The organism is Hymenobacter sp. BT18 (assembly GCF_012273015.1).
In the GTDB taxonomy this organism is placed as follows: Bacteria; Bacteroidota; Bacteroidia; order Cytophagales; family Hymenobacteraceae; genus Hymenobacter; species Hymenobacter lutimineralis.
In genome coordinates, this window is sequence record NZ_CP050954.1 from 3,766,415 (window position 1) to 3,792,002 (window position 25,588).

The window sequence follows — 25,588 nt, forward strand, 5'->3', positions numbered from 1 at the left end:
ACATATATTTGCAGCGTAATTCCTGGAGAGCATGTCCCAATCCATGAGAATTGAAGACGAAATCAAACAGCCCAACTTTCAAAGCGAATACCAGAAAGCTTACATCAACTTGGTGTACACGGCTGGCTGGCTGCAGCTGCGGCAGGCCGCGGCTTTCAAGGAATTCAACCTGACGCTTCCGCAGTATAACGTGCTGCGTATCCTGCGGGGCCAGCATCCCCGGCCGGCCACCGTGAACCTACTCATTGAGCGCATGCTGGATAAAACCAGCAACGCCTCGCGCATTGTAGACAAGCTGGAGGCCAAGCAGCTGGTAACGCGCCGGGTGTGCCCCAGCAACCGCCGGGCCGTGGACATCTGCATCACGGAGGCGGGGCTGGCACTGCTGGAAACCATGCAGCCCATGGTAGAGCAGCAGGCGCACGGGCTGCGGCAGCTGTCGGACCAGGAGGTTGAGCAGCTCAACTACCTGCTGGATAAACTTCGAGACTAACTTTTTTACGCGTACTTCTTTTCCCTTTTCTTTTTCATAGTCATGAAAAAAATGTTTTTCCCGGCTCTCGTGGCCGCTGTTCTGGCTGCTGCTCCCGCTTTCGCTCAAAAGCCCATGGCCCAGAAAACCACGGCGGGTACCGACAAGGCAGCTGCTACAGTATATAAAGTACAGCCCCAACTGAGCACCATGGGCTGGCTGGCCAAAAAAGTAACCGGCCAGCACAACGGCACGGTGCAGTTTAAGGAAGGCGACGTGCTGGTGCGCGGCAACAAGCTGGTAGGCGGCACGTTCACGGCCGACATGAACTCGCTGAAAGTAGAGGATATCAAAGACGAAGGCACGAACGGCAAGCTGGTAGGTCACCTGCGTTCCGATGACTTCTTCAGCATCGAGAAAAACCCCACGGCTACGTTCAAAATCACCAGCATTGCGCCCATCAAGGCCGATGCCCAGGGTAACAATGCCACCATTACCGGCGACCTGACCATCAAAGGCATTACCAAGCCCGTTACCTTCCCGGCTAAAATCGGGGTGAAAGGCGGTCTGGCTTCCGCCAGCGGCGTGGCCACCATCGACCGTACTGTATACGACATCCGCTACGGCTCCAAGTCGTTCTTCGAAAGCATCGGCGACAAAGCCATTGACAACGAGTTTACGCTGAGCTTCAACGTTATTGCCAAGAAGTAAGTGGCCTGCTGCCTGGCCCGCCCTGAATGGATGATTGGCAGATCAGGTAGTGTAAAAAGCCCCGCTGGTGCAAACCAGTGGGGCTTTTTTGTGCTGCTACTACCGTTAATCCGGCAGCACCAGTTCCCGGGGCAGCTCAAACTTAAGGCTGCGGCTTTTGCTGCGGGCGTGGAGCTGCTGCAAAAAGTCATCTAGCTCGGTCTTGTATTCCAGCCAAAGGTCTTCGTGCAGGTTCTGGAGCACAAGTTGGGTGGTGCGCGCCGCCAGGCGGGCCGTGCCGGTGTAGAAGCCCGCGTACACACTCTCAAACTGGCCGGTGTAGTTCTCGAAGATGTGGCGCAGGGTGTAGAAGTTCAGGTCGATTTCCAAGCGCTTGTCCTTGGTAATGCGGCGGGCCCGGGCTACTTCCTTGGTGGCTTTGCTCAGGGCCTTGGTGAGGCTGCGGTTAAGTAAGCGGCCGGTAGCGCCCACGGCAAACAACTCGTGAATCTGGTCGGAGGCCTGCTCGAACACAGTTTCCGTGGTTACCTCGGGCAGCAACTCGTAGCAGAGTGTGTCGTAAAGCTCGGCGTCGCGGCGCGCGGCCCGCAAAAGCAGCGCTTCTTTTTCTTTGTCCGTAAGGCGCTTGAGGGCGCGTTTGAAATCGGCGGAGGGAACGGGCATTTGCTGAAATTGAAATGCGAAGATGGGAAGTCAGAAGTTGAGTACGGCTGCGGCGCCGATAAAGAAAAGCCGCCGCCAGTTTTTTGGTTGATGCTAAAAAAATTAGTAAATTTAAATCTTTAGCAAAACAGCTTATCTATGGCCCTTCTTACCATCCAGGATGAAACCGCTACCGGCAGCATCCTCAACCAACTGGAGTTGGAAATTGCGCAGGAAACGCTCACAGTACGTGACCTGATTGCCCAGCGCGTACAGCAGGAAGTAGCAGCCTATAACCGCCGGCAGTCGGGGGTGTTCAATGGGCTGGTGCAGCCCACGCAGTCGGAGCGGGTGCTGAACGGCTTTCGGCTGCGCCAGCCTAAACCTATTGACGTCGAAGAGCAGCTCTACAAGGCCTTGGAAGGATTTCAGCAGAACGGCTACTTTGTGCTCGTCAACAACCGGCAAGTAGAAAGCCTCGACGAAGAAGTGTGGGTGGGCACCGGCGCTACGGCCAGCTTCATTAAGCTCACGCCCTTGGTTGGTGGCTGAGATGAGGCCTTTCTGGTCTGACTGGCTGAGCCGCCTACGCGTGTGGGCCAGCCCAAGCTCTTCCACCCACACTTTCTCTGCTATGACCACCAAGGAAAAAAAGTCGTTTGCCAACATTCTGCGTAGCACCAGTCCCGAGGCCTCCGAAATGCGGCCGGTGCTGGAACAGTTCCTTACCGAAATTCAGGACCGCAACCTGGGCTACTGGGAGCTGAAGCTGTCGGACCTATTGGCCTACCAAACGCTGAAAAACCAGGATCCTGCCTACAAAGGGCGACTGGTGCTGGCAACGGTGGAGGCCATGGGCAGTACGGCCAACGAATACGCAACCCGGTACCAGCTGGATGCTTTGCTGCAGGTGCTGCTTCGCTCCACGCTGGCGCTGCCCCCCACCGCCTGGATTAAGCTGTTTCACCTCTACGGGCTCGAAGACAGCTCGAAAACGCTGGGGCAAGTGCTGTCCCTGTTTCCGGTGCTTCTGACGCTGGGCCAACTGGAAAAGCAAGCGAAAAAGCAGCCGCTGGCCGAAGAGCTGCTAACTTATCTAAGCAAGCTGCTAGCAAAATCGGCGGCCTACACGGCTGATGCCGGCGTGGTGAAGCTACGGGCCAAGCTCCAGGAAATACTGCGGCTCAGCGGGGCTGAAGAACTCCCCACGGTGGTATTTGCTGCCGATGACGCCTTTGGCGAAGCCCTGAATGAGTTTGTGCGCGGTCTAAGCGCAGACCCCAACGCCGGGCCGTGGTTACGCCTGTTGCAACTCTGGCAGCAGGCCAGCGGCGGGCAGCCCACGGCTAAGTTTCAGAAGGAAGCCGAGGCTGCCATAGCAGCCATCGGCACCCCCAGCGTGGCCGAGCATTACGAGGTATGGCTGGGGGCTTTAGCCAGGCTGCCGGTGCAGGAGCTCAACCGTACCAACAACTACGCCGGCCAGACTTATACCTATACTGAGTGGCATTTTCTGAGCCAGACCAACCAGGATGCGGTAAAGGGCCTGCTCTGGACCAGCGTATCCGTGCTGAATACCGCCATGCTGCATTTCGTAGCGGATCTGACAGCCAAGTGCTACCGCAAAATTCCGGCAAAGGGTCAGCTGGCACCAAGCCTGGGCAACGCGGGCGTGTGGGTGCTAGCCCAGGGTGGCCTGCCCGGTGTGGCGCAACTTTCGCGCCTCTACGGTGCCGTAAAGCAGCCTAACACGCAGACCCTGATTGGGCGCTACCTCGAAAAGGCTTCGCTGGCGCTGGGCATGACGCCCGCCGAACTGGAAGACATGGCCGTGCCGGACTTCGGGCTGATAGACGGGCGTTCGGAACAAGCCTTCGGCGACTACCAGGTTGTGCTGGTCCTGGTAGGCGGTAAAGCCGAGCTTAACTGGAGTAAAGCCGGGAAGCCGCTGAAATCGGCTCCGGCAGCGCTTAAAAGCACCCACGCCGAAGCGCTGCGTCACCTCAAGCTCACCCAAGTGCAGGCGCAACAGGCATACACCGCCCAGCGGGACCGGCTCGACCGCAGCTACATCAGCGGCCGGCATTTGGCCTGGCCCCGCTTTCGGCGCTATTACCTCGAGCACGGCCTTATGGGCCGGCTAACCCACGCCCTAATCTGGCGCATTCATCACCCCGACGGCTCCTTTCACGATGCGTTGTGGCAAAACAACATCTGGCGCAACGCCCAAGGCCATACCCTGCCTGAACCTGCTGAGGCCGACACCGTCCAGCTCTGGCACCCGGTGCTGGCTACCACCGATGAGGTGCTGGCTTGGCGCAGCTGGCTGGACGAGCAACAGCTGCGCCAGCCCTTCAAGCAGGCGTACCGCGAAGTATACCTGCTGACGCCCCCTGAGGAGCACACCCGCACCTATTCCAACCGCATGGCTGCCCACGTGCTGCGCCAGCACCAATTCAGCGCCCTGGCGCGGGGCCGCGGCTGGACGTACCGCCTGATGGGCGCTTACGACAAAGGCTATGAGTCCGACTCAACCACCCTGGAGCTGCCGGCCCACGGCTTGCAGGCACAGTTCTGGGTGAGCGAAGTCAACGCCGACCAAGCCTGGAACGACGCCGGTATCTGGAACTACGTGAGTACCGACCAGGTGCGCTTTGTAAACCCGCACGGAGCCGTGCCGCTGCCCGAGGTGCCGCCGCTGGTGTTTTCGGAGGTGATGCGCGACGTGGATTTGTTTGTGGGCGTGGCCAGTGTGGGCAATGACCCGCTCTGGCGCGACAATGGTGGTCTGGTGCAGTACCGCAACTATTGGGAAAGCTACAGCTTTGGGGAGCTAAGCGAAGTGGCCAAAACCCGCAAGCTAGCCCTGGAACGGCTGGTGCCGCGCCTGAAAATCGGGCGGGTAAGTGAAATCAAAGACAGTTTCCTGGAAGTGCGCGGCCACCTGCGGACCTACAAAATCCACCTTGGCTCGGGCAATATTCTCATGACCCCCAACGACCAGTACCTGTGCATTGTGCCTGACCGCTCTGCCAAATCAGCTGGTACCGCCGATGTATTCCTGCCTTTTGAGGGCGACGCTGTGCTGTCTATTATTCTCAGCAAAGCCTTACTGCTCATGGACGACGACAAAATCACGGACGAAACAATAGTACGGCAGATTAAGCACCGGTAACGCAAGGCAGTAGTAGATCAGCCCCCAAGCACTAAGGACTCGGCTAAACAGCCGAGTCCTTAGTGCTTGGGGTTTTATTCAACGTTTTGAGATAAGCAGCCCCAGCAGGCGCCATAGCTGCTCATCAAAGTACTGCGTGCTTTTGTTGTAGAGGTGTACCCGGTCCTTGCTACCTATGTTGTGGGCATGACCCGGGTACACGAAATAGTCGAGCTGTATGCCTTTGTCGACGGCAGCTTTCAGGTAGTTGAGGCTGTGCTGCCATACCACCACATCGTCGATGGTACCCTGGATAAGCAGAAGCTTCCCTGTAGCTTATCCAGCCAGCCTACGAAGGCTGGGGCGCGCCAACCTACAAAGGCCGCTGGCAGTGGTTGCAGAGCCAGCTTTTTTACTTCGCCCGTCGGGAAACGATTCGGCTGCTCAAGGGGTTATATACAGTCTGGTTTACCTCCGAAACCCGGCACTATGCCCGATTTTCCGTATTTTTGCCCCATGAACAGCAAACCGCAGATTGAGTACGACGAGGACGTTCTGCTCCTGGAAGAAACCACCGATGTGCGCGACTTGGTGGTGTACAACGACGACGTAAACACCTTCGACCACGTCATCCGGACGCTCATTGACGTGTGCGGCCACGAGCCCGAGCAGGCTGAGCAATGTACGCTACTCATTCACTACAAAGGGCAGTGTACCGTCAAGCACGGCACCTTCGATGAGCTGGTGGGCATGTGCACGGCCATCCACGACCGGGGTATTTCGGCCGACGTTATTTAACTAATGTGCTGATGTGTTGGAATGTGCTGAGGAGCTAATGATTGTTCTTGATTAGCACCTCAGCACATTCCAACACATCAGCACATTATGCACACTAGCACATTCACTGAATGGAATTTCCTTCCAAATTGATAGAAAACGCCGTTGGCGAATTATCGAAGCTGCCGGGCATCGGGAAGAAAACGGCCCTGCGCCTGGCCCTACACCTGCTGAAAGCCGAAACGGACACCACCGCTTCGCTGGCGGAGGCCCTGGCGAAGATGCGCTTCGAAATCCGCTACTGCGACACCTGCCACAACATTTCCGATACGCCGGAGTGCAGCATCTGCGCCAGCAAGTTTCGGGACCAGAGCACCGTGTGCGTGGTCTCGGATATCCGCGACGTTATTGCCATCGAAAACACGGCCCAGTACCAAGGTATGTACCACGTGCTGGGCGGCGTCATCTCGCCCATTGAAGGCATCGGCCCCAGCGACCTGACCATTGACTCCCTGATGGAGCGCGTGACGAAGGAAGGCTCCGAAATCCGGGAAGTCATTCTCGCCATCAGCCCCACCATGGAAGGCGACACCACGGCCTTCTACCTCTCGCGCAAGCTCCGCGACCTGCCCGAGCTGAACGTGAGCACCATTGCCCGCGGCATTCCCATGGGTGGCGAGCTGGAATACGCCGACGAAATTACCCTGGGCCGCTCCATTGTGGAGCGCCAGCGCCAGGCCCGGTAGCTGCCGACTGGCTGCACCTAGCACAAGCCCCGGATGGTTTTACCTTCCGGGGCTTATTGTTTTCAGCCAATACGGCGGCGCAGGTTCGCAATAACAACCCGACTGCTTACCTTTCGCGGCCTATTCTCCTGCCCGTGCCCTCGCTCGTTGTGAAGCTTTCTGTTATTATCGTCAACTATAACGTCTGCTACTTTCTGGAGCAGGCGCTGTTGTCGGTGCGGCGAGCGGTGGAAAAGCTGGGCCAGCCGGTAGAAGTATTTGTGGTCGATAACAACTCCGTGGACGGCTCGGTGGCCATGGTGCGCGCCCGGTTCCCGGAGGTAATACTCATCGAAAACCACGACAACCCCGGCTTCTCGAAAGCCAACAACCAAGCCCTGCGCGTGGCCCGCGGCGAGTATGTGCTGCTGCTCAACCCCGATACGGTGGTGGAGGAGGATACTTTCCGACTGTGCTGCGCGTTTATGGATGCGCACCCACGGGCCGGTGGGCTGGGTGTGAAGATGCTCGACGGGCAGGGCAAATTTCTACCTGAAAGCAAGCGGGGCCTGCCCACGCCCTGGGTGGCTTTCTACAAGATTTTCGGGCTGGCCAAGCTGTTTCCGAAGTCGCGGCGCTTTGGGCGCTACCACCTGGGCTACCTTGATAAAGACCAGACCCACGAAATAGAAGTGCTCAGCGGAGCCTTTATGCTCATGCGCGCCGCTACCCTGGAGCAGGTAGGACTGCTGGACGAGGACTACTTCATGTACGGGGAAGACATTGACCTCTCGTACCGGATTACCCAGGGCGGTTGGCAGAACTTCTACTTCCCCGGCACGCGCATCATTCACTACAAAGGCGAAAGCACCAAGCGCACGAGCGTGAACTACGTGTTCGTGTTCTACCGCGCCATGGTCATCTTTGCCCGCAAGCACTTTGCCCCGGAGCGCGCGGGCATATTTAGCCTGCTCATCAACCTGGCCATCTGGCTGCGGGCGGGGGCGGCCGTAGCTCAGCGTCTGGCTTCTCAGGCCGCTCCCGTGCTGCTCGATGCGGGCCTGCTGTATGGAGGCATGTACTTTCTGAAAACCTACTGGGAGCACAACCACAAGTATGTGCGCGTGCCCTATCCCGAGAAGTACATGCTGGTGGCCGTGCCGGTGTACGTGGCGGTGTGGCTGGTATCCGCGTTTTTCAGTGGGGCCTACGATCAGCCGACCAAGGCCCGGCGCATCGTGCGCGGCGTGTTTCTGGGCACCTTGCTGATTTCGGCCGTCAGTAACTTTCTGGATGCCTGGCGCTTTTCCAAAGCTCTGATTGTGCTTGGGGGCGTGTGGGCGGTGGCGGCGTTGATTCTTCGGCGACTAGCCACCAACTTTCTGCGCTACCGCACCTTCAGCCTCACCACTCAGCAGCCGAAGAACGTGGGCATTGTGGGGTCATTCGAGGAAAGCCAGCGGGTACGCCAGCTGCTGGAACACGCGGCCGTGCCAGTCCGGGTTATCGGGTACATTGAGCCTAACCGGCCCGTTGGTACCGGCAAGGCTTATCGGGCTGGGGTGGAGTACGGCGCGTACGCCGCCTCAGCAGCCTCCGGTACCCGCGCTGCCGCCACGCTCACGGCCCCCGATACGCTGGATGCGCCCGTCGACGACTTGCTGGGGGAGGTGCGGCAGCTCGAAGATATTATTCGCATCTACGGCCTCAACGAGCTAATCTTCTGCGGGCGCGACCTGACGGCCAGCCAGATCATCGGGCTGATGGTGAGCGTGCCTCAGCAGCCCCCGGTGGCTTACAAAATTCTGCCCCAGGATAGCGAGTACATCATTGGCAGTTCCGGTAAAGACTCCCCCGGCGACTATTACGCCCTGGATATTACCCTCAACCTCTTTCGTCCGCAGCAGGTGCGCAACAAGCGGGTGGTAGACTTTGTCTCGAGCCTCGGGTTTCTGGTGTTGGCTCCCTTGCTACTCTGGGGGCAAAAGCACAGAGGGGGCTTTCTGCGCAACTGCCTGCGGGTGCTGAGCGGCTCCCGCACCTGGGTGGGCCTGCGCTACGCCGCGGCCCCGCGCCGCCTGGCCCGCGCCATCCTTTCGCCCGCCGATGCCGTGCAGGCTGCTGCTCCGCTTACCGGGGCCACGCGCCGCCGCCTGGAGCTGCTCTACGCCAAGGACTACGAAACCAGCACCGATATTCGCCTGCTGCTGCGGGGCTTTCGGGAACTGGGCCGGGAGGAGTGAGTGATAAAAGGACGACAAGTGACACGTGACAGAGTAGGGGCTGGCGGCAGACTCAGGCCGCAGGCCGCGTCTGCCCGCCGAAGCATAGAAGCCAGTCTCCTGACTGGCGGCCGCGCCAGCGGCCATCCGGCTCCGCACCATCCAGCCTGTCACCTGTCACCCCGAGTTAGAAACTGTAAAACCACCGAAAGCAAGTACTTGTAGTTCCGGGGGCACTCCGTACATTCCGCCTACTTTTGTGCTGATCCGCTCATTTTCTCTCAATCAACCTTCTAATGTCCGCTGACGCTACTACCCTCGCGCCCCTCGTCTTGTCTGACCGCATCAACTCCATGCAGGAGTCGCAAACCATTGCCATGGCCAAAAAGGCCCGGGCCCTGGCTGCCGAGGGTTTCGATGTTATCAACCTGAGCTTCGGTGAGCCGGATTTCCAGACGCCCCAGTACATCAAGGACGCCGCCAAGGAGGCCCTTGACCAGGGCTACACGCTCTACACGCCCGTACCCGGCTACCTGGAGCTGCGTCAGGCCATCTGCGACAAGCTGCAGCGCGAAAACCACCTCAGCTACAAGCCCGAGAACGTGGTGGTGAGCACGGGAGCCAAGCAGGCCCTGGTGAACGTGGTGATGAGCCTGGTAAATCCCGGCGACGAGGTAATCGTGTTTGCGCCCTACTGGGTGAGCTACGAGGAAATGGTGAAGCTGGCCGAAGGCGTGCCGGTGCCGCTGGTAGGCTCCCTGGAAAATGACTTTAAGGTAACGGCCGCTGAGTTGGAAGCCGCCATCACGCCCCGCACCCGCCTGATCATGTACTCCTCGCCCTGCAACCCCACGGGCTCGGTGTTCAGCCGCGAAGAGCTGGGCGCCATTGCCGAGGTAGTAGCCCGAAACCCGCACGTGCACGTGCTGGCCGACGAGATTTACGAGTACATCAACTTCGTGGGGGAGCACGTGAGCATCGCCCAGTTCGACGACATCAAGGACCGGGTGATTACCGTGAACGGCTTCTCGAAAGGCTACGCCATGACGGGCTGGCGCGTGGGCTACTTGGTGGCCCGCAAGGAAATTGCCAGTGCCTGCGAAAAAATCCAGAGCCAGATTACCTCCGGCACGTGCTCTATTGCTCAGCGGGCGGGCCTGGCGGCGTTGCAAGGCGGCCGTAGCTCCGCCGATGAAATGGTAACGGCCTACCACCGCCGCCGCGACCTGGTGCTGGAGCTGGCCAAAGACATTCCCGGCTTCCGCACGCCCACGCCCAGCGGCGCCTTCTACGTCTTCCCCGATGTGAGCGGCTGCTTCGGCAAATCCACGCCCGAAGGGCAAACTATCAGCTCGGCAGCCGACCTGGCTATGTACCTGCTCAATGACGCCCACGTGGCCGCCGTGGATGGCGGGGCGTTTGGGGCGCCCGCCTGCATCCGCTTCAGCACCGCCGCCGCCGATGACAAGCTGCGCGAAGCCTTCCAGCGTATCAAAAACAGCGTGTCCAAGTTGGCGTAGCTAGCGCAAACCCTTTTTGGAAAGAACGTCATTCCGAGCGCAGGCGAGGAATCTTGCGTGCTGATGTTGAATTACTACTCAAACATCAGCACGCAAGATTCCTCGCCTGCGCTTGACGTCTTACTGGCTGGCTTGCCGTGTACGGCGCTTTGTGGCCGGGCTTCCTACCTTTGCAGTTCTGTACCTGACTTTTCTTTGATGCCTGCTGCTGCGCTGCCCGCTTCCCTGCCCGATTTATTTACTGCATTCAATGGTCTCACGGTGCTTATCGTGGGCGACGTGATGATGGATGCCTACGTGTGGGGCAAGGCTGCGCGCCTCTCGCCCGAAGCCCCCGTGCCCGTGGTGAACGTGAGCCGGCAGGAGCAGCGCCTAGGCGGGGCAGCCAACGTGGCCCTGAATGTGCAAGCCCTGGGCGCAACGCCGCTGCTGTGCGCCGTGGTCGGCCAGGACCAGGGTGGCGACCAGTTGCTGGACCTGCTACACGCCGGTGGCCTATCGGCTGAGGGAATGGTGCGCTCCACGCATCGTCCCACCACCGTGAAGCAGCGCATTCTGGCCCAAGGTCAGCAGCTGCTGCGCATCGACTCGGAAGTGGAAACCGACCTGAACGCTGAGGAAAACGCCGACCTTACCGCCCGCTTCCAGCTGCTGCTGCCTCGTGCCGATGTGGTCATCTTCGAGGACTACGACAAGGGTGTACTCAACGCGGAAAGCATCCGGCAGTTTATTTCCCTGGCCCGTGAGCAAGGTATTCCTACGGTCGTCGACCCCAAGAAGAAAAACTTCCTGGCTTACCAGCATTGCACCTTGTTCAAGCCCAACCTCAAGGAGCTGCGCGAGGGCCTCAAGCTGGATTTCAACGACGCCGACCGGCCCAATTTTGAAGCGGCCGTAGAAAAGCTGCGCGAGGTGCTGCACCCCGAAATAGTGCTGGTCACCTTGTCGGAACGAGGGGTATTCGTGGAAAACGGCGAGCTGACCCGCACGTACATTCCCGCGCATCTGCGCACTATCTCCGATGTTTCGGGCGCCGGCGACACCGTTATTAGCATTGCGGCGCTGTGCGTGGCCCTAGGCCTGCCCGCGCCCGTTACGGCAGCGCTGGCGAACCTGGGTGGCGGCTTGGTGTGCGAGCAGGTAGGCGTAGTGCCCATCGAAAAGCAGCTGCTCCTGGCCGAAGCCCAGGAGAAAGGCCTGAAGCTGCAATAGCTGATGTAGTACTTGCGAGCCGCAATAATCTACGCCCCGAGCAACGCCCTTAGCTCCAAAATGAGCAAAGCCCTTTCCCATACGCAATGGGAAAGGGCTTTGCTGGTAAAAGGGCGTTTCGTACTGCGCAGAGGACGAGTTAAATCTGCCCTTCGCGGGCCAGGGTGCTGAACTCCTTTACAGTTTCGATGAACACCTTCACGTTGTCGGGGTTGGTGTCGGGGTACACGCCGTGGCCCAGGTTGGCAATGTGGCGCTGGGGCCCGAAGCGGCGCAGCATCTGGATGGTGGCGTGCTGCACCTGTTCCGGCGTCCCGTAGAGGGCGCAGGGGTCGAGGTTGCCTTGCAGGGTTTTGCTTTCGCCCACCACGGCACGCACGGTCTGCGGGTCCTCGTTCCAATCCAGCCCGATGGTACGGCAGGGCAGCGTGGCAAACTCGGGCACGGCAAAAAAAGCGCCCTTGGCAAATACCGTTACCGGCACGCCGGGCAGGGCCTCGCAGATTTCGCGGATGTAGCGCGTGCTGAACTCGTGGTAGTGGTGGGGAGGCAGAATACCCGCCCAGGAGTCGAACACCTGAATGAGGTTGGCACCCGCTTCCACCTGCGCCTGCAGGTAGGCAATGGTCGTGGCCGTAATCTTGCGCAGCAGCTCGTGGGCCAGAGCTGGCTCGGTGTAAAGCAGGCGGCGGGCTTTGCTGAAGGTTTTGGAGCCGTGGCCCTCCACCATGTAGGCCAGAATCGTCCAGGGGGCGCCGGCAAAACCGATGAGCGGAACGCGTCCGTTGAGGCCGCGCTTGGTTACGCGGATGGCTTCCAGCACGTAGCCCAGGTGCTCCTCAGGGTCGGCGATGCGCATGCGGGCCACGTCGTGCGCGTTCTGGATGGTTTCGGGAAACAGCGGGCCGCGGGCTTCCACCATCTCATAGGTGAGGCCCATGGCTTCGGGCACCACCAGAATATCAGAGAAGATGATGGCCGCGTCTACATCCAGGGCATCGACGGGCTGAATGGTTACTTCGGCGGCCAACTCGGGCGTTTCGACTAGTTCCTTGAAGCCGCTCAGGCGGCCCCGCAGGGCGCGGTACTGGGGCAGGATGCGGCCCGCCTGGCGCATCAGCCACACGGGGGTACGTTCGGTATCTTCGCCGCGGGCGGCACGGAGCAGGAGGTCGTTCTTCAGCATAATCGGGGCAAAGGTACAAAGGGGGAATGAGTGGGTGAAGGCGCGGTGTTGATGTTCGCGCTTTCGCCCACTCATTCTGCCTTTAATGCGTAAGCCCCGGAAACAACGCCTTGATGGCCGTAGCCAGAAAATTGACCCCAATGGCCAGCGTGATAAAGCCCATAATGCGCGCCAGGGCTGCCATACCCGGACGCCCCAGAAACCGTGTGAGCCGCAGCGACGACATAAGAATGATATAGGCCGCTAGTGCCACTAGCACAAACCCGAGGATGATAAACCCCATATCGAGGTAGGAGAGGTGCCCGGCAAACAGGCCAATGCACACGGCCATGGACCCCGGCCCCGAGAGCATAGGCATGGCCAGCGGGGTAAACGAAATATCGTTTTTATGCATGCTTTCCTCCAATGTGGCGTCCGAAACCTTGGCGCGGTTGCCACCAGGCGTGAGCAGGTCGAAGGCGGAGCGCATGAGCAGAATGCCGCCCGCAATGCGCAGGTGGTGGATGTTGATGCCAAAGAAATTGAGCACGTACTGCCCCGCGAAAAATGACACGGTAAGCACCGCAATCATGTACAGGCAGGCCTTCAGGCCGATGTTGGCGCGCTCCTGGGGCGTGTCGCCCTCCGTGAGCGTGAGGAATACCGGCATGGCCCCGAAGGGGTTCACAACGGAGAACAAGGTAGTGAAGGTGGCGAGCAGGATTTCCATGGGCGGCGCGCGGGAAGCAGGGGCAAGCCAAAGGTACGAGCCTTTGAGAATCAGCAAAGAGGAAAAATGCTATGTTTAAGGAGCCAACCACCGCGCCCACGGCGCGTAGAACCGCGCAAGCAGGTTGAGCTTTCCTATTTCCGTTCTTGTGTCCATGACTACTTTACCCCCCGCGCCCTCGGGCACTGACTCGCCCGCCACGCCCGATGCTACGCCCATTGTGGGCATTATCATGGGTTCCCAATCCGATTTGAAGGTGATGAACGGGGCATCCGAGTTGCTGCGGCAGTTTGGGGTGCCTTTCGAAATGACACTCGTGTCGGCCCACCGCACGCCCCACCGCTTAGTAGAATATGCCGAAACCGCCCGCAAGCGTGGCTTGCGGGTTATCATTGCTGGGGGAGGAGGGGCCGCCCACCTGCCGGGCATGGTAGCCGCCTTCACCACGCTGCCCGTGATTGGGGTACCTATCAACTCCACTACGTCTATTCGTGGGCTCGACTCGGTGCTGTCAATGGTGCAAATGCCGGCGGGGGTGCCCGTGGCTACGGTTTCTATTGATGGGGCCCCCAACGCCGCCGTGCTGGCCACCCAAATTCTGGGCCTGAGCAATGCCCGCCTGGCCGATGTCCTGGAAAAGTACCGAACCTCGCTCAAGGATAAGGTGATGCGCACCATCGACGAGCTGCGTAAAGGCGGGTTCAGCGACGATTGATCCGGCGAAACTCGTCTTTTTCCGGTATGCTAAACCCCGTAACGGGGCTCTAGCGTACAAAACTTCCCACCCCATTCCGCTCCCCGCAGTGCCCGATTTTAGCGCTATGCCTGTTTGGCTGATTATTCTTCACGGTCTGGCGCTGCTGCTCGCAGTGGCCGCCGTGGTGGCTACGTTGCTGCCCTTGCTGCGCCAAACGGCGTGGTGGATTCGCGTGTGCGACTTCCCCCGCCTGCAGATTGTGGGCGTTACGATGTTGGTGCTGGCTACCGGCCTCGTGCTGGGCTGGCACCAGCTGCCCGGCTATTGGGGCCTCACGCTGCTGGGCATGCTGGCCGTTGTCGTGGTCTACCAGCTGATTCGCATCATGCCCTATACCCGCCTGGTGCGCAAGCAGGTGGGCGACAGCACCGCCAAAGCCAGCCAGGGCCACCTGAGCCTGGTGATGATGAACGTATTGCAGTTTAATAAGCAAGGAGCCCGGGCCCTGGCCGTGATTCAGGAAATGGACCCCGATATTATTATGGCCGTGGAAACCGACCAGTGGTGGCTGGACCAGCTGCGGCCCCTGGAGAAAACGCACCCCTACACCTGCCACGAGCCTCTCGACAACACCTACGGCCTGTTGTTTTTCTCGCGCCTGCCCCTGGAAAACTGTCAGATCAAGTACCTGCTCGACGACGATATTCCGTCCATTCACACCTACGTGGACCTGCCCGGCACCAAAACCCGGGTGCGCATCTACGGATTGCACCCCAAACCGCCGGCGCCCCAGGAATCCAAAACCAGCACCAAGCGCGACGCTGAGCTGCTGCTGGTAGGCAAAGAAATTGACCGTCGCGACGAGCCGACCATCGTGTTCGGGGACATGAACGACGTGGCTTGGTCGCACACCTCCGAGCTGTTCCGCCGCATCAGCGGGCTGCTCGACCCGCGCGTGGGCCGCGGCCTGCTGCCCACGTTCCACGCCGACTACCGCCTCATGCGCTGGCCCCTCGACCACGTGTTTGTGTCGCCCCATTTCAAGGTAGATGATATGGAGCGTCTGCCGTACGTGGGCTCCGACCATTTCCCCATCTATATCAAGCTCAGCTACGAACCCGCGCACAAAGTCATTCAGGAAGCAAACGCGGAGGAAGCCGACGCCAGCGACCATGAAGAAGCCCTGGAGAAAATAAAGGAAGGCTTCGAAGAGGAAAACGAGGAGGAAGAAGACGAGGCTACCAATCCCCAGCCCAAGAAAGAGCTGACGACGTAGCCCGCTCGCAGCGCCTGTGCTTTGCTTAGGATGACGCGCGTTATTTCGGCTGAAACGCCCGTATTGCGTGGGCAACTTCCGCTACCTGTGCTGCTGTCATACCGGGCCAGAGCGGAAGGCTAAGGCAGGTGGCGGCCAGCTGTTCGGCAAGAGGGAACTGCCCTTTGGCAAACCCCAGGTGCTGGTAAGCCGGCTGCAGATGCGGGGGCACCGGGTAATGCACCGCCGTGCCGATTCCGTGGGCCGCGAGGTGCTGCTGCAGCGCATCCCGGTGCGGCGTGTGCACTACGAAGAGGTGGTAGACGTGGGAGGAGGTAGCCAACTGCTCGGGCAACTGCAGCCACGGAATACCCGCCAGGTGGTTATTGTACCAGGCGGCCAGCTGCTGGCGCTCCAGAGTCCAGCGGGGTAAGAGAGGGAGTTTTACGCGCAAGATGGCGGCCTGCAGCTCATCTAACCGGGCATTCTGGCCAATGACTTCGTTCTGGTATTTCTGGCGGGAACCGTAATTGCGCAACACGCGCAGCTGCCCGGCCAAGGCAGTGTCGTTGGTGGTAAGGGCGCCGGCGTCGCCGAGGGCGCCGAGGTTCTTGGTGGGGTAGAAGCTGGTGGCGTTCAGGTGCCCAAAAGACCCGGTAAGCTGGCCGTAGCTGGTAGCGCCGTGGGCCTGGGCATTGTCTTCCACCACCCACAAGCCGTGTGCCTGCGCTACCTGCATAATGGCGGCCATATCACAGGCCTGGCCATAAAGATGCACGGGCATAATGGCACGGGTCCGCGGCGTAATGGCGGCGGCCAGCCGCGCCGGGTCAAGGTTGCTGGTAGCCGCGTCGGGTTCTACCGGCACGATGGTGGCGCCCACGTACGATACGGCCAGCCAGGTAGCTACGTACGCGTTGCTGGGTACCAGCACTTCGTCGCCGGGACCGATTCCCAGGGCCAGCAGCGCCAGGTGCAGAGCCGCCAGACCGCTGCTCACGCCCACGCAGTGCGCCGTATGGGTGAAAGCGGCGTACTCTGCCTCAAAGGCCCGCACTTCCTCACCCAGCACATACCACTCCGAGTCGAAGACCCGGGCCATGGCTTCGAGCGTGGCGGCCCGGATCTGTTGGTTCTGGGTAGTGAAGGAAAAAAAAGGAACGGGCATAAGAGGCAGGACCGGGAAACTACAACCGCAAGGTAGTACGCACCGGGCCTACTCTCCGCCTTCGTACAGAAAGGCCATTTGGCGGGTGTTGAGGCTGCTGGGCAAACTCCGCATAGCCACATTGCGCAGCTTTATCAGCAAGGGGTTACTCAGGTGCGCCGCTTTCCCCAGCTGCCACGACTGCTCCACGATGCGCGTGGTGCGGGGGCGGCGGCGCTGGTCGAACTGCTGAAAGGCGGCCGGCAGGTCAGGAGTAGCGTGCAGGCAGCGGGCGAGAGAGGCGGCATCTTCCACGGCCTGGCCCGCGCCCTGGCCCATGTTGGGCGTCGTCGCGTGGGCGGCGTCGCCAATGAGCAGCACCCGGCCAAAGTGAAAGTGCGGCAGGGGCTTCAGGTCCAGAATGTCGCCCCACACCAGCTGCTCATCGGTACTTAAAGCCAGCAGCTGCGGAATGGGCGCGTGGAAGCTCGCAAAGTGCTGTTGCAGGTCGCTCATGCGGAATGCTTTGAAGGGCGCATGATTCGCCTCCGGGCTGTTGATGCAGGCAAACCAGTACACCTGCCCGTTGCCCAACGGCACCATGCCGAAGCGGCCCGTGCGCCCCCAGGTTTCAGTGGTTTCACCCGCTGTAAGGCCCAGGGACGATGCCTGCACCACGCTGCGCCAGCAGGTGTACCCCGCGTAGCGCGGATGACTGCCGGGCAGTAGCTGCAGCCGCACCCGCGACCGGATGCCGTCGGCACCAATAAGGGCGTCGGCCGTCGTCTGGGTGCCGTCCTCGAAATAAGCCGTGACCTGCGCATCGTGCTGCTCAAACCGGGCGAGGCGCTTGCCCAGGTGTACGCAGTCAGCGGGCAGGGCCGCCAGCAGGACTTGCTGCAGCGAAGCCCGATGAATGGCGAGGTTGTCATAGCCCAGCCGATCCGTGAAGGGGCGGGTATCTACCGTGTTGAGGGGTTTCCCATTCTCCTCCAGCAGGCCGATGCCCGTGAGCGGAAAGCCCTGAGCCTGCACGGCCGCGTGGAGCCCCATTTGGGCCAGGGCCCGCATGGCATTGGCCCCCAGCACTACGCCGGCGCCCACCTCCCGTAGGGCCGGCGCCGCTTCAAACACTTGCACTTGGTGTCCTGCTTGTAGCAAGGCTTGGGCTGTGGCCAAGCCTGCAATACCGCCACCGATGATGAGAAAGTTAGCCATAGAAACGCGGATAGTTGGTGCGGCCCAAAGGTAGCGGCGGAATGGTTTCGGCAAAGGCCAGGCGGTGTTATGAACGTCATTTCGAGCTTGCCGAGGAATCTTGCGTGCTGATGTTGCGGTGGTAATTACTACACTAGCGAGATTCCTCGGCAAGCTCGGAATGACGTCCTAGTGTCAGCACGCGAGATGCTTCGCTCCGCTCTGCATGACGTGCTGGAAAACGCCCAGACGCAAAAAGGCCCGGCAGATATTCTGCCGGGCCTTTTTTAACTCAAATCAGCCGATTACTTCTGGCCGTCTACTTCTTCGTAGTCCACGTCGGTCACGTTGTCGTGGCCGGCACCCGATTGGCCGTTGCCGCCGGGCTGCTGACCGGCACCGCCGAAGGGGTTGCCACCTTCGGCGCCGGGCTGACCTGCGGGGCCGCTCTGGGCGTACATTTCCTGCGAGGCAGCCTGCCAAGCCGCGTTGATGGCGGCCATAGCCGTATCAATCTGACCGAGGTCTTTGCTCTCGTGGGCTTTCTTGAGGTCGGCCAGAGCGTTTTCTACGGCCGTTTTGTTGCCGCCGCTCAGCTTGTCGCCGTACTCCTGCAGCTGCTTCTCGGTCTGGAAGATCATCGAGTCGGCCTGGTTGACTTTCTCGATTTTCTCGCGCTCGGCCTTGTCAGCTTCGGCGTTGGCCTGGGCTTCCTGGCGCATGCGCTCAATGTCGGCGTCCGAGAGGCCGGAAGAAGCTTCGATGCGGATTTTCTGCTCTTTGCCGGTGCCTTTATCCTTGGCCGTTACATGCAGAATGCCGTTGGCATCAATGTCGAAGGTTACTTCGATCTGCGGAACGCCGCGGGGTGCTGGCGGAATCGAGTCGAGGTGGAACTTGCCAATGGTGCGGTTCTGCGAAGCCATGGGCCGCTCGCCCTGCAGCACGTGGATTTCCACGGAAGGCTGGTTGTCGGAAGCCGTCGAGAAGGTCTCAGACTTCTTGGTCGGAATCGTGGTGTTCGACTCGATGAGCTTGGTCATCACGCCGCCCATCGTTTCGATACCCAGCGAAAGCGGGGTCACGTCGAGCAGCAACACGTCCTTCACCTCACCGGTGAGTACACCGCCCTGGATGGCCGCGCCCACAGCCACTACTTCGTCGGGGTTTACACCCTTGGAAGGCTTCTTGCCGAAGAACTTCTCCACTTCTTCCTGGATGCGCGGAATACGGGTCGAGCCACCTACCAGAATCACGTCGTTGATGTCGGAAGTGCTCAGGCCAGCATCCTGCAGGGCTTTCTTCACCGGCTCCATCGAGCGACGAATCAGCGAGTCGGCCAACTGCTCAAACTTCGAGCGGCTCAGCTTCACCACCAGGTGCTTGGGGCCCGAGGCCGTAGCGGTGATGTAAGGAAGGTTGATTTCGGTTTCCGTCGAAGAAGACAGCTCTACTTTGGCTTTCTCCGCAGCTTCCTTCAGGCGCTGCAGGGCCATAGCATCCTTGCGCAGGTCGAGGCCTTCGTTTTCAGAAGAGAAAGTTTCCGCAAGGAAGTTGATGATAACCTGGTCGAAGTCGTCGCCGCCGAGGTGGGTGTCACCGTTGGTGCTCAGTACTTCGAATACGCCGTTGTCCAGCTCCAGAATCGAAATATCGAACGTACCACCGCCGAGGTCATACACGGCTACTTTGTGGTTCGAGTGGTCTTTGTCGAGGCCGTAAGCCAGAGCGGCGGCCGTAGGCTCGTTGATAATGCGCTTCACATCGAGGCCGGCAATAGCACCGGCTTCTTTGGTGGCCTGGCGCTGGGCGTCGTTGAAGTAGGCGGGCACCGTAATCACGGCTTCCGTTACGGGCTGGCCGAGGTAATCTTCGGCGGTCTGCTTCATTTTCTGCAGAACCATAGCCGAAATTTCCTGGGGCGTGTACTGCCGGTCGCCGATTTTCACGCCAACCGTGTTGTTGGAGCCGCTGCCCAGGGCGTAGGCCACGTGCTTGGCTTCTTCGGAAACCTCCGAGAAGTTGCGGCCCATAAAACGCTTGATCGACTGAATGGTGTTATGCGGGTTGGTAATGGCCTGACGCTTAGCCGGGTCACCTACTTTACGCTCGCCTTTACCGTTGTCGAGGAAGGCTACAATCGACGGAGTCGTGCGGCGGCCTTCGCTGTTTGGAATCACCACCGGCTCGTTGCCTTCCATTACGGCCACGCAGGAGTTGGTGGTGCCGAGGTCAATACCAATTATTTTTCCCATTGTTCAGGAGTATCGTTAGGGTGTTGAGGTGTCAGGTTCAGGAGCGCCGAAGCACTCACGCCGGGGGAATTACAAGACGCGTACCAGCCCGGTTGAAGCGGGTTTTCCGTGACAGATTGTCATTTCTGCATGTTTGTTGGCTCGAAAACCCGACGGTCTGACTTCTACGGGTGCAAGCGGCTTTGGATACTCTGCCAGGCGGGCATAAGTGGGCGTTGCGTAGAAGCCCGCGCCGTCGCTTGGCTATGCTGAGTGACGGCTACGCTTGAGCGGCTGTGCCGCGAATCCGGCCGCGCCGTTGTTAAAAATGGTTCGAATGGCGCAGAACGCCCCGGCACAGCCGAGCGACGGCGGAAGTGGGATTAAACCGCGACCCGGTCGTTTGTCGGAAAAATTTGGCGTCTGAAGTAGGGAGTAGCATAATCCCACCTAATTTGGGCTAGATTACGCTACTTCATAGCGTACTATGGATGGATTGCCGCTACTTGCAGAGCTGAGGAGTAGCGGCAACCTGAATGTTAGCAGCAATTTGGACACTCACCCTATTTTTAAGCCTTAATGAAAAGAAAAACATATATATCTGTCATGCTAATCCTTGGAGTCTATTACTCAGTAACATTCACTTCCGAGGTAAAAAAAATATAAAATACTAAACGAAATAATAAAAGACGATAGCCTTTACTTCTTAAAAGTTTATAAACAAACCAACAGGATTGCCATTTTTGAAAATAATATGAAGGAGTTTAGTTTGTTTGACAAACTCTATGTTTTTACCCAAAAAATACTACAGTCACAAAATATAAAAGAAGATAAAATTGAATACTATGCACATAATCCAGATACAAAACATTCTACAGAAATAGTTGACAGTTGTGACAGAAAACTTGATTTTGTATATAAGATTTCACTCCCCATTGTTTCATCAGACAACAAAACAGCAATAATAAATATCAATGAAGATTGCAACTGCGGATTGGGTGGATATTGGGGAACATTTGTATTTCGAAAAGAGAATGGCAAATGGAAATTAGTGCAAACATATAACTATATAATTAGCTAAAATGCTGCCAGCAAGAGTATTTGCAAAAGTAGGGCTGGACATTGTAACATCAATTATGTCCAAGCATCAACATCGGTTCGGGCTCGACGTTCAACTTTAGTTCATAACTTCAACAACATATTTTCAAATGAGCATTTGTATCGGGCTGGACAATCAATGAATTTCCAGCCTTCGCAAATACCTGCTCGTTACTTAAATGATAGTATAAGTAATTCTTGAAACTGGAATTGATCAAATGCCAAACGCACCCGAATCCAGCTGGATTCGGGTGCGTTGTGCTAAGTGCAGTTGGAATTCGGTGCGTTTCAGTTATTCCGTCACCACTACTTCCTGATACTGCCGCGCCTTACCCGGCAGCGTCTTGTGCTTCTCCTTACCCAGGGCGGCGGCGGGCTCGGGTACCCAGTGGTGCAGGCCGCCGGCGCGCTCATCGTTGAAGGTGACGGGAATATCGTCGGCGGCGGTGCGCTCTTTCCAGGTTTGGTGCTGAGTGCCGTCGTCGCGCCGCTCCATGGTGATGCACTGCTCCACGGGGCACACCAGGGAGCAGAGGTTGCAGCCCACGCAGTTCTCGTCGATGATTTCGGGAATGCGCGTGCCCGCGTTGAGCTTGATGGCCTGGTGGGCGCCGTCCTCGCAGGCCGTGTAGCACAGCTGGCAGCCGATGCACTTATCGGGGTTGATGTGGGCGGTGACTTTGTACTTGAGGTTGAGGTCTTCCCAGTGCTTCACGTTGGGCAGGGCCCGGCCCACCATGTCGTCAATGGTACGAAAGCCTTTTTCGCTCATGTACTGCTCCAGCCCGCTGGTCATTTCCCGGATGATGCCGAAGCCGTAGTGCATGGCCGCCGTGCACACCTGCACCGAGGAGGCCCCCAGCAGAATGTGCTCCACCGCGTCGCGCCAGGTTTCGATGCCGCCGATGCCGGAAATGGGCAGGCGCACGTCGGGGTGCTGGGCGCAGTTTTTCACCATGTTCAGGGCAATGGGTTTCACGGCCGGCCCGCAGTAGCCGCCGTTGCTGCCCTTGCCATCCACAATCGGGTAGGGGGCAAACAAGTCCAGGTCCACGCCCACAATGCTCTGGATGGTGTTGATCAGCGAAATGGCGTTGGCGCCCCCGCGTCGCGCGGCCATAGCGGGCTCAGTAATGTCACTGATATTGGGCGTGAGCTTCACGATAACCGGGATGCGCGCCACTTCCATTACCCACTCCACAATAGTCTGCAGCACCTCGGGCTCTTGGCCCACAGCCGAGCCCATGCCTCGCTCGCACATGCCGTGGGGGCAGCCGAAGTTCAGCTCGATGCCGTCGGAGCCCGCGTTTTCCGCGTCGCGCACGATGTCGTGCCACTCTTGGCGGCTTTGCACCATGAGGGAGGCTATAACGGCGTGGTGCGGGAAACGCTTCTTCACTTCCTCAATCTCACGCAGGTTATCGGCTAGGGGGCGGTCCGAAATCAGCTCGATGTTGTTGAAGCCCATCATGCGCTTGTCGCGGTAGTCCACGCTGCCGTAGCGGCTCGATACGTTCACCACGGGCACGCCCAGGGTTTTCCACACGGCCCCGCCCCAGCCCGCGTCGAAGGCCTTCATCACCTGGTACCCCGAGTTGGTGGGCGGCGCCGAAGCCAGCCAGAATGGATTGGGCGACTTAATACCGGCAAAGTTTATGGAGAGGTCGGGCATGGGAAGTAGAGTTAAAAACGGCTGTCATCCTGAGCGAAGTGAAGGACCTTATCACGCTAGAAAGGCAGGTGTGTAAGGTCCTTCGCTTCGCTCAGGATGACAGGTGGGATTTTGTCAGATACTGATGAATGCCGTGGGCGGCGGCTTTGGCTTCGGCGGCGGCATTTACCACCTCTGCGCCGCCGTTGGCCGCGTCACCCGAGGCGAAGTAGCGGGGGTTGGTCGTTTGGCCGGTGTTGGGGTTGAAGACGATGCGGCCTTTGCCATCTACCTGCAGCTCAGGGATGAGGCTGAGGAAGCTGGTTTGCTTGGCCTGGCCGGTGGCTTTTATCACCATGTCGCAGGCCTCCACGAACTCCGAGCCCGGTACGGTTTGCACCTGCCCGTTGAGGGTGGCGGTGCGCACGAACTTCACGCCCTCCACCTTGCCGTTGCCCACGATTTCCAGCGGGGCCACGTTGAAAAGTCCCTGCACACCCACGCCTTTGGCCAGGTCGTACTCAAACTCGTAGGCTCCCATTTCTTCTTTGCCGCGGCGGTAGGCCAGCACCACTTTTTCCGCGCCCAGCCGCGCCGACTCCGAGGCGGCGTCCATGGCCGTATTGCCGCCGCCCAGCACAATTACCTTGCGGCCTACGGTGGTTTGCTCTTGCCGGATGCGCAATTGCTCGATAAACTCCACCGCGCCCACGCAGTTTTCCCGGTCTTCACCCGGTAAACCCAGTGACGACGTGTGCCCCAAGCCGATGCCCAGGAAGATAACGTCGTATGCCTGTTCCAGCTTTTCCAGGTCGGGGCGTGTACTGATGGCATGGTTGTAGTGCACCCGAAAGCCAAACTGCGCTTCCAGGTACGCCATTTCAGCCAGCGTTTCCTCGTTGGTGATTTTGTAGGGTGCTACTCCATAAAGCGTCAGGCCCGAAGGCTTACTTTTCGCCTCGAACACCTCTACCTCGTGGCCCAGCTTGCGCAGCTCGCAGGCGCAGGAAATGCCCGCTGGCCCGGCTCCAATCACCGCTACGCGAAACCCGGTAGGCGCGCCCGGCTGAAACAAGTGCTTGCCCTGGTCGATGACCTGGCGCGTGGCGTGGCTCTGCAGCCGCCCGATTTCGATGGGCTTGGCTCCGGTAGCCGTGTACACGCAGGAGCCTTCGCAGAGCACCTCCGTGGGGCACACCTTGCCGCAGGCATTGCCGAAGTAATTGGCCTCGTAAATAGTGCGGGCTGCGCCGGTGGCATTGCCGGAGTTGATCTGCCGAATGAATAGCGGAATATCAATACCGGAAGGACAGGCCTTGATGCAGGGCGCATCAAAGCAGAACAGGCAGCGGGAGCTTTCCAGCAGGGCCTCCGAGTTGCTCATCAGCGGCTTAAGCTGGGCAAAATTCTCGGCGAATTCCTGCTCGGTCGTGGGAGTAGCGTATTCGGCCATTTGGGGGAGTTTCGGGTTAGGAGTTTGGAGTTTCGGGTTAGGCTGTGTGGACAATAGAGCTGTTAGCTGCTCTGTCTGGTTTTTTGCTGGCCGTCCGCACAGCCTGGAAGAAGGCAGGAATTTTGGGCGTAAAACAGGCAGGAAGCCAACTCGGAACCCAAAACTCCAAACCCGAAACCCTTACAGCTCCACCAGTTTCTCGTAGGTTTCGGGGCGCCGGTCGCGGAAGAACTGCCAGGTAGCGCGCACTTCGTCTATCATGTCGAGGTCAAACTCACTGACCAGCAGCTCGTCCTTGTACTCGTCGGCCTGGGCAATGATCTGGCCGCGCGGGTCCACGAAGTAGGACGTACCGTAGAAGCGGCCCAGGTTCCAGGGCTTTTCCTCGCCCACGCGGTTGATGCAGCCCATGAAGTAGCCGTTGGCGGCAGCGTGAGCGGGCTGCTCCAGCTTCCAGAGGTACTGGGAGAGGCCGGCAACCGTGGCCGAGGGGTTATACACGATTTCCGCCCCGTTGAGGCCCAGCACGCGGGCGCCGTCGGGGAAGTGCCGGTCGTAGCAGATGTACACGCCTACCTTGGCGTACTTGGTCTGAAACACCGGGTAGCCCAGGTTGCCGGGCTTGAAGAAGAACTTCTCCCAGAAGCCCGAAGTGTGCGGAATGTGGTTTTTGCGGTATTTGCCCAGGTACGTGCCGTCGGCGTCAATCACGGCGGCGGTGTTGTAGAGGAAGCCCGCCGCCTCCCGCTCGTACACCGGCACAATGATGACCATGTTATACTTCTTGGCGTACTCGGCCATGCGCTCCGTGGTGGGGCCGGGCACCGACTCGGCGGAGGCGTACCAGGCTTTGTCCTGGCCGGGACAGAAGTAGGGCGTGTTGAAGATTTCCTGCAGACAGAGAATCTGCACGCCCTGGCGGCCGGCTTCCTCAATCAGCGGAATATGCTTCTGCACCATGGCTTCCTTGATTTCCTCGATGCTGCCTTCGCCTTCCGTCATCGGCAAACTCATCTGAATCAGGCCGGATTTAACAATTCTGGGCATATACTTTGGGTTTCGGGTTTAGAGTTTTGGGTTTCGAGTTGTTGCCATTAATAAGGTCTCATCAAGCGGGTTTGTATCGTTCACCCCTAACTGTGGTGGCATTGAGGTATTTTTGTAATCCCTTGATAAGGCGTGATATTTCATCAGTTTGGGCCGTGAGCATCTCAAATTCAGCGTGGGTCAAGTACTGTTGGTCAAAGGCTCGGTATAGCTGAGAACGAACCTCACCGGCCGAGCCCTTAGCAATGCCCAGAAACTGCAGAAATTCACCCCGGCCGCCCCGATCGAAGCCCTCCGCAATATTGTCCATCACCGAACCTGCTGCCCGGCGCAGTTGGTCGCGCAGGGCAAAATCCCACGCCAGCTCACCTTTTTTGGATATCCCATAAATGGCTTTTGCCATTTCCCGAGCTTTCCGCCAAGCTTCCAGCTCCTCGAAACATTGGATGGTAGCCATAATTCTTTCAGTTTTGAGTTTC

Annotated in this window: 23 protein-coding genes; 12 read left to right on the plus strand and 11 right to left on the minus strand. The window is 59.0% G+C overall.

Going from position 1 to position 25,588, the window contains the following annotated elements; all coding sequences use genetic code 11:
- The first annotated feature begins 43 nt into the window (after window positions 1-43).
- Both HER32_RS16200 and HER32_RS16205 read left to right on the plus strand, forming a co-directional pair.
- A complete protein-coding gene (locus tag HER32_RS16200) occupies window positions 44-493 on the plus strand; it encodes a MarR family winged helix-turn-helix transcriptional regulator (RefSeq protein ID WP_149072468.1) in 450 nt (149 codons plus the stop codon).
- Between the two features lie 42 nt (window positions 494-535).
- Window positions 536-1,183 carry a YceI family protein gene (locus tag HER32_RS16205; RefSeq protein ID WP_168682612.1) on the plus strand — a complete coding sequence of 216 codons (648 nt, stop codon included), beginning with the start codon at window positions 536-538 and terminating at the stop codon, window positions 1,181-1,183.
- 105 nt (window positions 1,184-1,288) lie between these two features.
- On the opposite strand, the gene HER32_RS16210 is transcribed toward HER32_RS16205, so the two are convergent.
- On the minus strand, window positions 1,289-1,846 hold the full coding sequence (locus HER32_RS16210; protein ID WP_168682613.1) for a hypothetical protein: 558 nt from the start codon (window positions 1,844-1,846) through the stop codon (window positions 1,289-1,291).
- 138 nt (window positions 1,847-1,984) lie between these two features.
- Between HER32_RS16210 and HER32_RS16215 the strand changes: the two genes are divergently transcribed.
- Window positions 1,985-2,377 carry a hypothetical protein gene (locus tag HER32_RS16215; RefSeq protein WP_149072430.1) on the plus strand — a complete coding sequence of 131 codons (393 nt, stop codon included), beginning with the start codon at window positions 1,985-1,987 and terminating at the stop codon, window positions 2,375-2,377.
- Window positions 2,378-2,459: 82 nt separating this feature from the next.
- The gene (locus tag HER32_RS16220) at window positions 2,460-5,000 is read left to right on the plus strand and encodes a DUF4132 domain-containing protein (protein ID WP_168682614.1); all 2,541 of its coding nucleotides are present in this window, start codon (window positions 2,460-2,462) and stop codon (window positions 4,998-5,000) included.
- A 78-nt stretch (window positions 5,001-5,078) separates the two neighbouring features.
- Here HER32_RS16220 and HER32_RS16225 read toward each other — a convergent pair whose 3' ends face one another.
- Window positions 5,079-5,273, minus strand: a complete 195-nt coding sequence (locus tag HER32_RS16225) for a S9 family peptidase (protein ID WP_232066287.1) — start codon at window positions 5,271-5,273, stop codon at window positions 5,079-5,081.
- A 222-nt stretch (window positions 5,274-5,495) separates the two neighbouring features.
- Between HER32_RS16225 and HER32_RS16230 the strand changes: the two genes are divergently transcribed.
- The 5 genes from HER32_RS16230 (at window position 5,496) to HER32_RS16250 (ending at window position 11,435) form a co-directional block, all read left to right on the plus strand.
- A complete protein-coding gene (locus HER32_RS16230) occupies window positions 5,496-5,777 on the plus strand; it encodes an ATP-dependent Clp protease adaptor ClpS (protein ID WP_168682615.1) in 282 nt (93 codons plus the stop codon).
- Window positions 5,778-5,887: 110 nt separating this feature from the next.
- Window positions 5,888-6,502 (plus strand): recombination mediator RecR, encoded by a 615-nt coding sequence (recR, locus tag HER32_RS16235; protein WP_168682616.1) that lies wholly within the window; start codon window positions 5,888-5,890, stop codon window positions 6,500-6,502.
- 134 nt (window positions 6,503-6,636) lie between these two features.
- Window positions 6,637-8,724 carry a glycosyltransferase family 2 protein gene (locus HER32_RS16240; RefSeq protein ID WP_197748845.1) on the plus strand — a complete coding sequence of 696 codons (2,088 nt, stop codon included), beginning with the start codon at window positions 6,637-6,639 and terminating at the stop codon, window positions 8,722-8,724.
- A 275-nt stretch (window positions 8,725-8,999) separates the two neighbouring features.
- On the plus strand, window positions 9,000-10,223 hold the full coding sequence (locus HER32_RS16245; protein ID WP_168682617.1) for a pyridoxal phosphate-dependent aminotransferase: 1,224 nt from the start codon (window positions 9,000-9,002) through the stop codon (window positions 10,221-10,223).
- 198 nt (window positions 10,224-10,421) lie between these two features.
- Entirely contained in the window at window positions 10,422-11,435 is a 1,014-nt protein-coding gene (locus HER32_RS16250) for a bifunctional heptose 7-phosphate kinase/heptose 1-phosphate adenyltransferase (RefSeq protein WP_168683312.1), read from the plus strand.
- A 139-nt stretch (window positions 11,436-11,574) separates the two neighbouring features.
- Here the strand turns inward: HER32_RS16250 and hemE are convergent, their stop codons facing one another.
- Both hemE and HER32_RS16260 read right to left on the minus strand, forming a co-directional pair.
- A complete protein-coding gene (gene hemE / locus HER32_RS16255; RefSeq protein WP_149072470.1) occupies window positions 11,575-12,624 on the minus strand; it encodes a uroporphyrinogen decarboxylase in 1,050 nt (349 codons plus the stop codon).
- A 79-nt stretch (window positions 12,625-12,703) separates the two neighbouring features.
- On the minus strand, window positions 12,704-13,330 hold the full coding sequence (locus HER32_RS16260) for a MarC family protein (protein WP_149072436.1): 627 nt from the start codon (window positions 13,328-13,330) through the stop codon (window positions 12,704-12,706).
- A 154-nt stretch (window positions 13,331-13,484) separates the two neighbouring features.
- Between HER32_RS16260 and purE the strand changes: the two genes are divergently transcribed.
- The gene (purE, locus tag HER32_RS16265) at window positions 13,485-14,045 is read left to right on the plus strand and encodes a 5-(carboxyamino)imidazole ribonucleotide mutase (RefSeq protein ID WP_149072437.1); all 561 of its coding nucleotides are present in this window, start codon (window positions 13,485-13,487) and stop codon (window positions 14,043-14,045) included.
- A 106-nt stretch (window positions 14,046-14,151) separates the two neighbouring features.
- Window positions 14,152-15,303: an endonuclease/exonuclease/phosphatase family protein gene (locus HER32_RS16270; protein WP_168682618.1), complete on the plus strand. Its 1,152-nt coding sequence runs from the start codon at window positions 14,152-14,154 to the stop codon at window positions 15,301-15,303.
- 40 nt (window positions 15,304-15,343) lie between these two features.
- Here HER32_RS16270 and HER32_RS16275 read toward each other — a convergent pair whose 3' ends face one another.
- The 3 genes from HER32_RS16275 to dnaK form a co-directional block, all read right to left on the minus strand.
- Window positions 15,344-16,450: a DegT/DnrJ/EryC1/StrS family aminotransferase gene (locus HER32_RS16275; protein ID WP_168682619.1), complete on the minus strand. Its 1,107-nt coding sequence runs from the start codon at window positions 16,448-16,450 to the stop codon at window positions 15,344-15,346.
- Window positions 16,451-16,498: 48 nt separating this feature from the next.
- Window positions 16,499-17,800: an FAD-dependent monooxygenase gene (locus tag HER32_RS16280; protein ID WP_317169642.1), complete on the minus strand. Its 1,302-nt coding sequence runs from the start codon at window positions 17,798-17,800 to the stop codon at window positions 16,499-16,501.
- A gap of 131 nt (window positions 17,801-17,931) precedes the next feature.
- Window positions 17,932-19,881, minus strand: coding sequence for a molecular chaperone DnaK (gene dnaK, locus HER32_RS16285; RefSeq protein ID WP_149072441.1), 1,950 nt, complete (start codon window positions 19,879-19,881; stop codon window positions 17,932-17,934).
- 733 nt (window positions 19,882-20,614) lie between these two features.
- On the opposite strand from dnaK, the gene HER32_RS16290 reads away from it, so the two are divergent.
- Entirely contained in the window at window positions 20,615-20,941 is a 327-nt protein-coding gene (locus tag HER32_RS16290; protein ID WP_149072442.1) for a hypothetical protein, read from the plus strand.
- A 309-nt stretch (window positions 20,942-21,250) separates the two neighbouring features.
- On the opposite strand, the gene preA is transcribed toward HER32_RS16290, so the two are convergent.
- From preA to HER32_RS16310, 4 genes are all read right to left on the minus strand, one after another.
- On the minus strand, window positions 21,251-22,630 hold the full coding sequence (gene preA, locus HER32_RS16295) for an NAD-dependent dihydropyrimidine dehydrogenase subunit PreA (RefSeq protein WP_168682621.1): 1,380 nt from the start codon (window positions 22,628-22,630) through the stop codon (window positions 21,251-21,253).
- 91 nt (window positions 22,631-22,721) lie between these two features.
- On the minus strand, window positions 22,722-24,062 hold the full coding sequence (locus HER32_RS16300; RefSeq protein WP_168682622.1) for an FAD-dependent oxidoreductase: 1,341 nt from the start codon (window positions 24,060-24,062) through the stop codon (window positions 22,722-22,724).
- A 180-nt stretch (window positions 24,063-24,242) separates the two neighbouring features.
- A complete protein-coding gene (locus HER32_RS16305) occupies window positions 24,243-25,109 on the minus strand; it encodes a nitrilase-related carbon-nitrogen hydrolase (RefSeq protein ID WP_232066288.1) in 867 nt (288 codons plus the stop codon).
- 61 nt (window positions 25,110-25,170) lie between these two features.
- The gene (locus HER32_RS16310) at window positions 25,171-25,566 is read right to left on the minus strand and encodes a four helix bundle protein (RefSeq protein WP_168682623.1); all 396 of its coding nucleotides are present in this window, start codon (window positions 25,564-25,566) and stop codon (window positions 25,171-25,173) included.
- Window positions 25,567-25,588 lie beyond the last annotated feature (22 nt).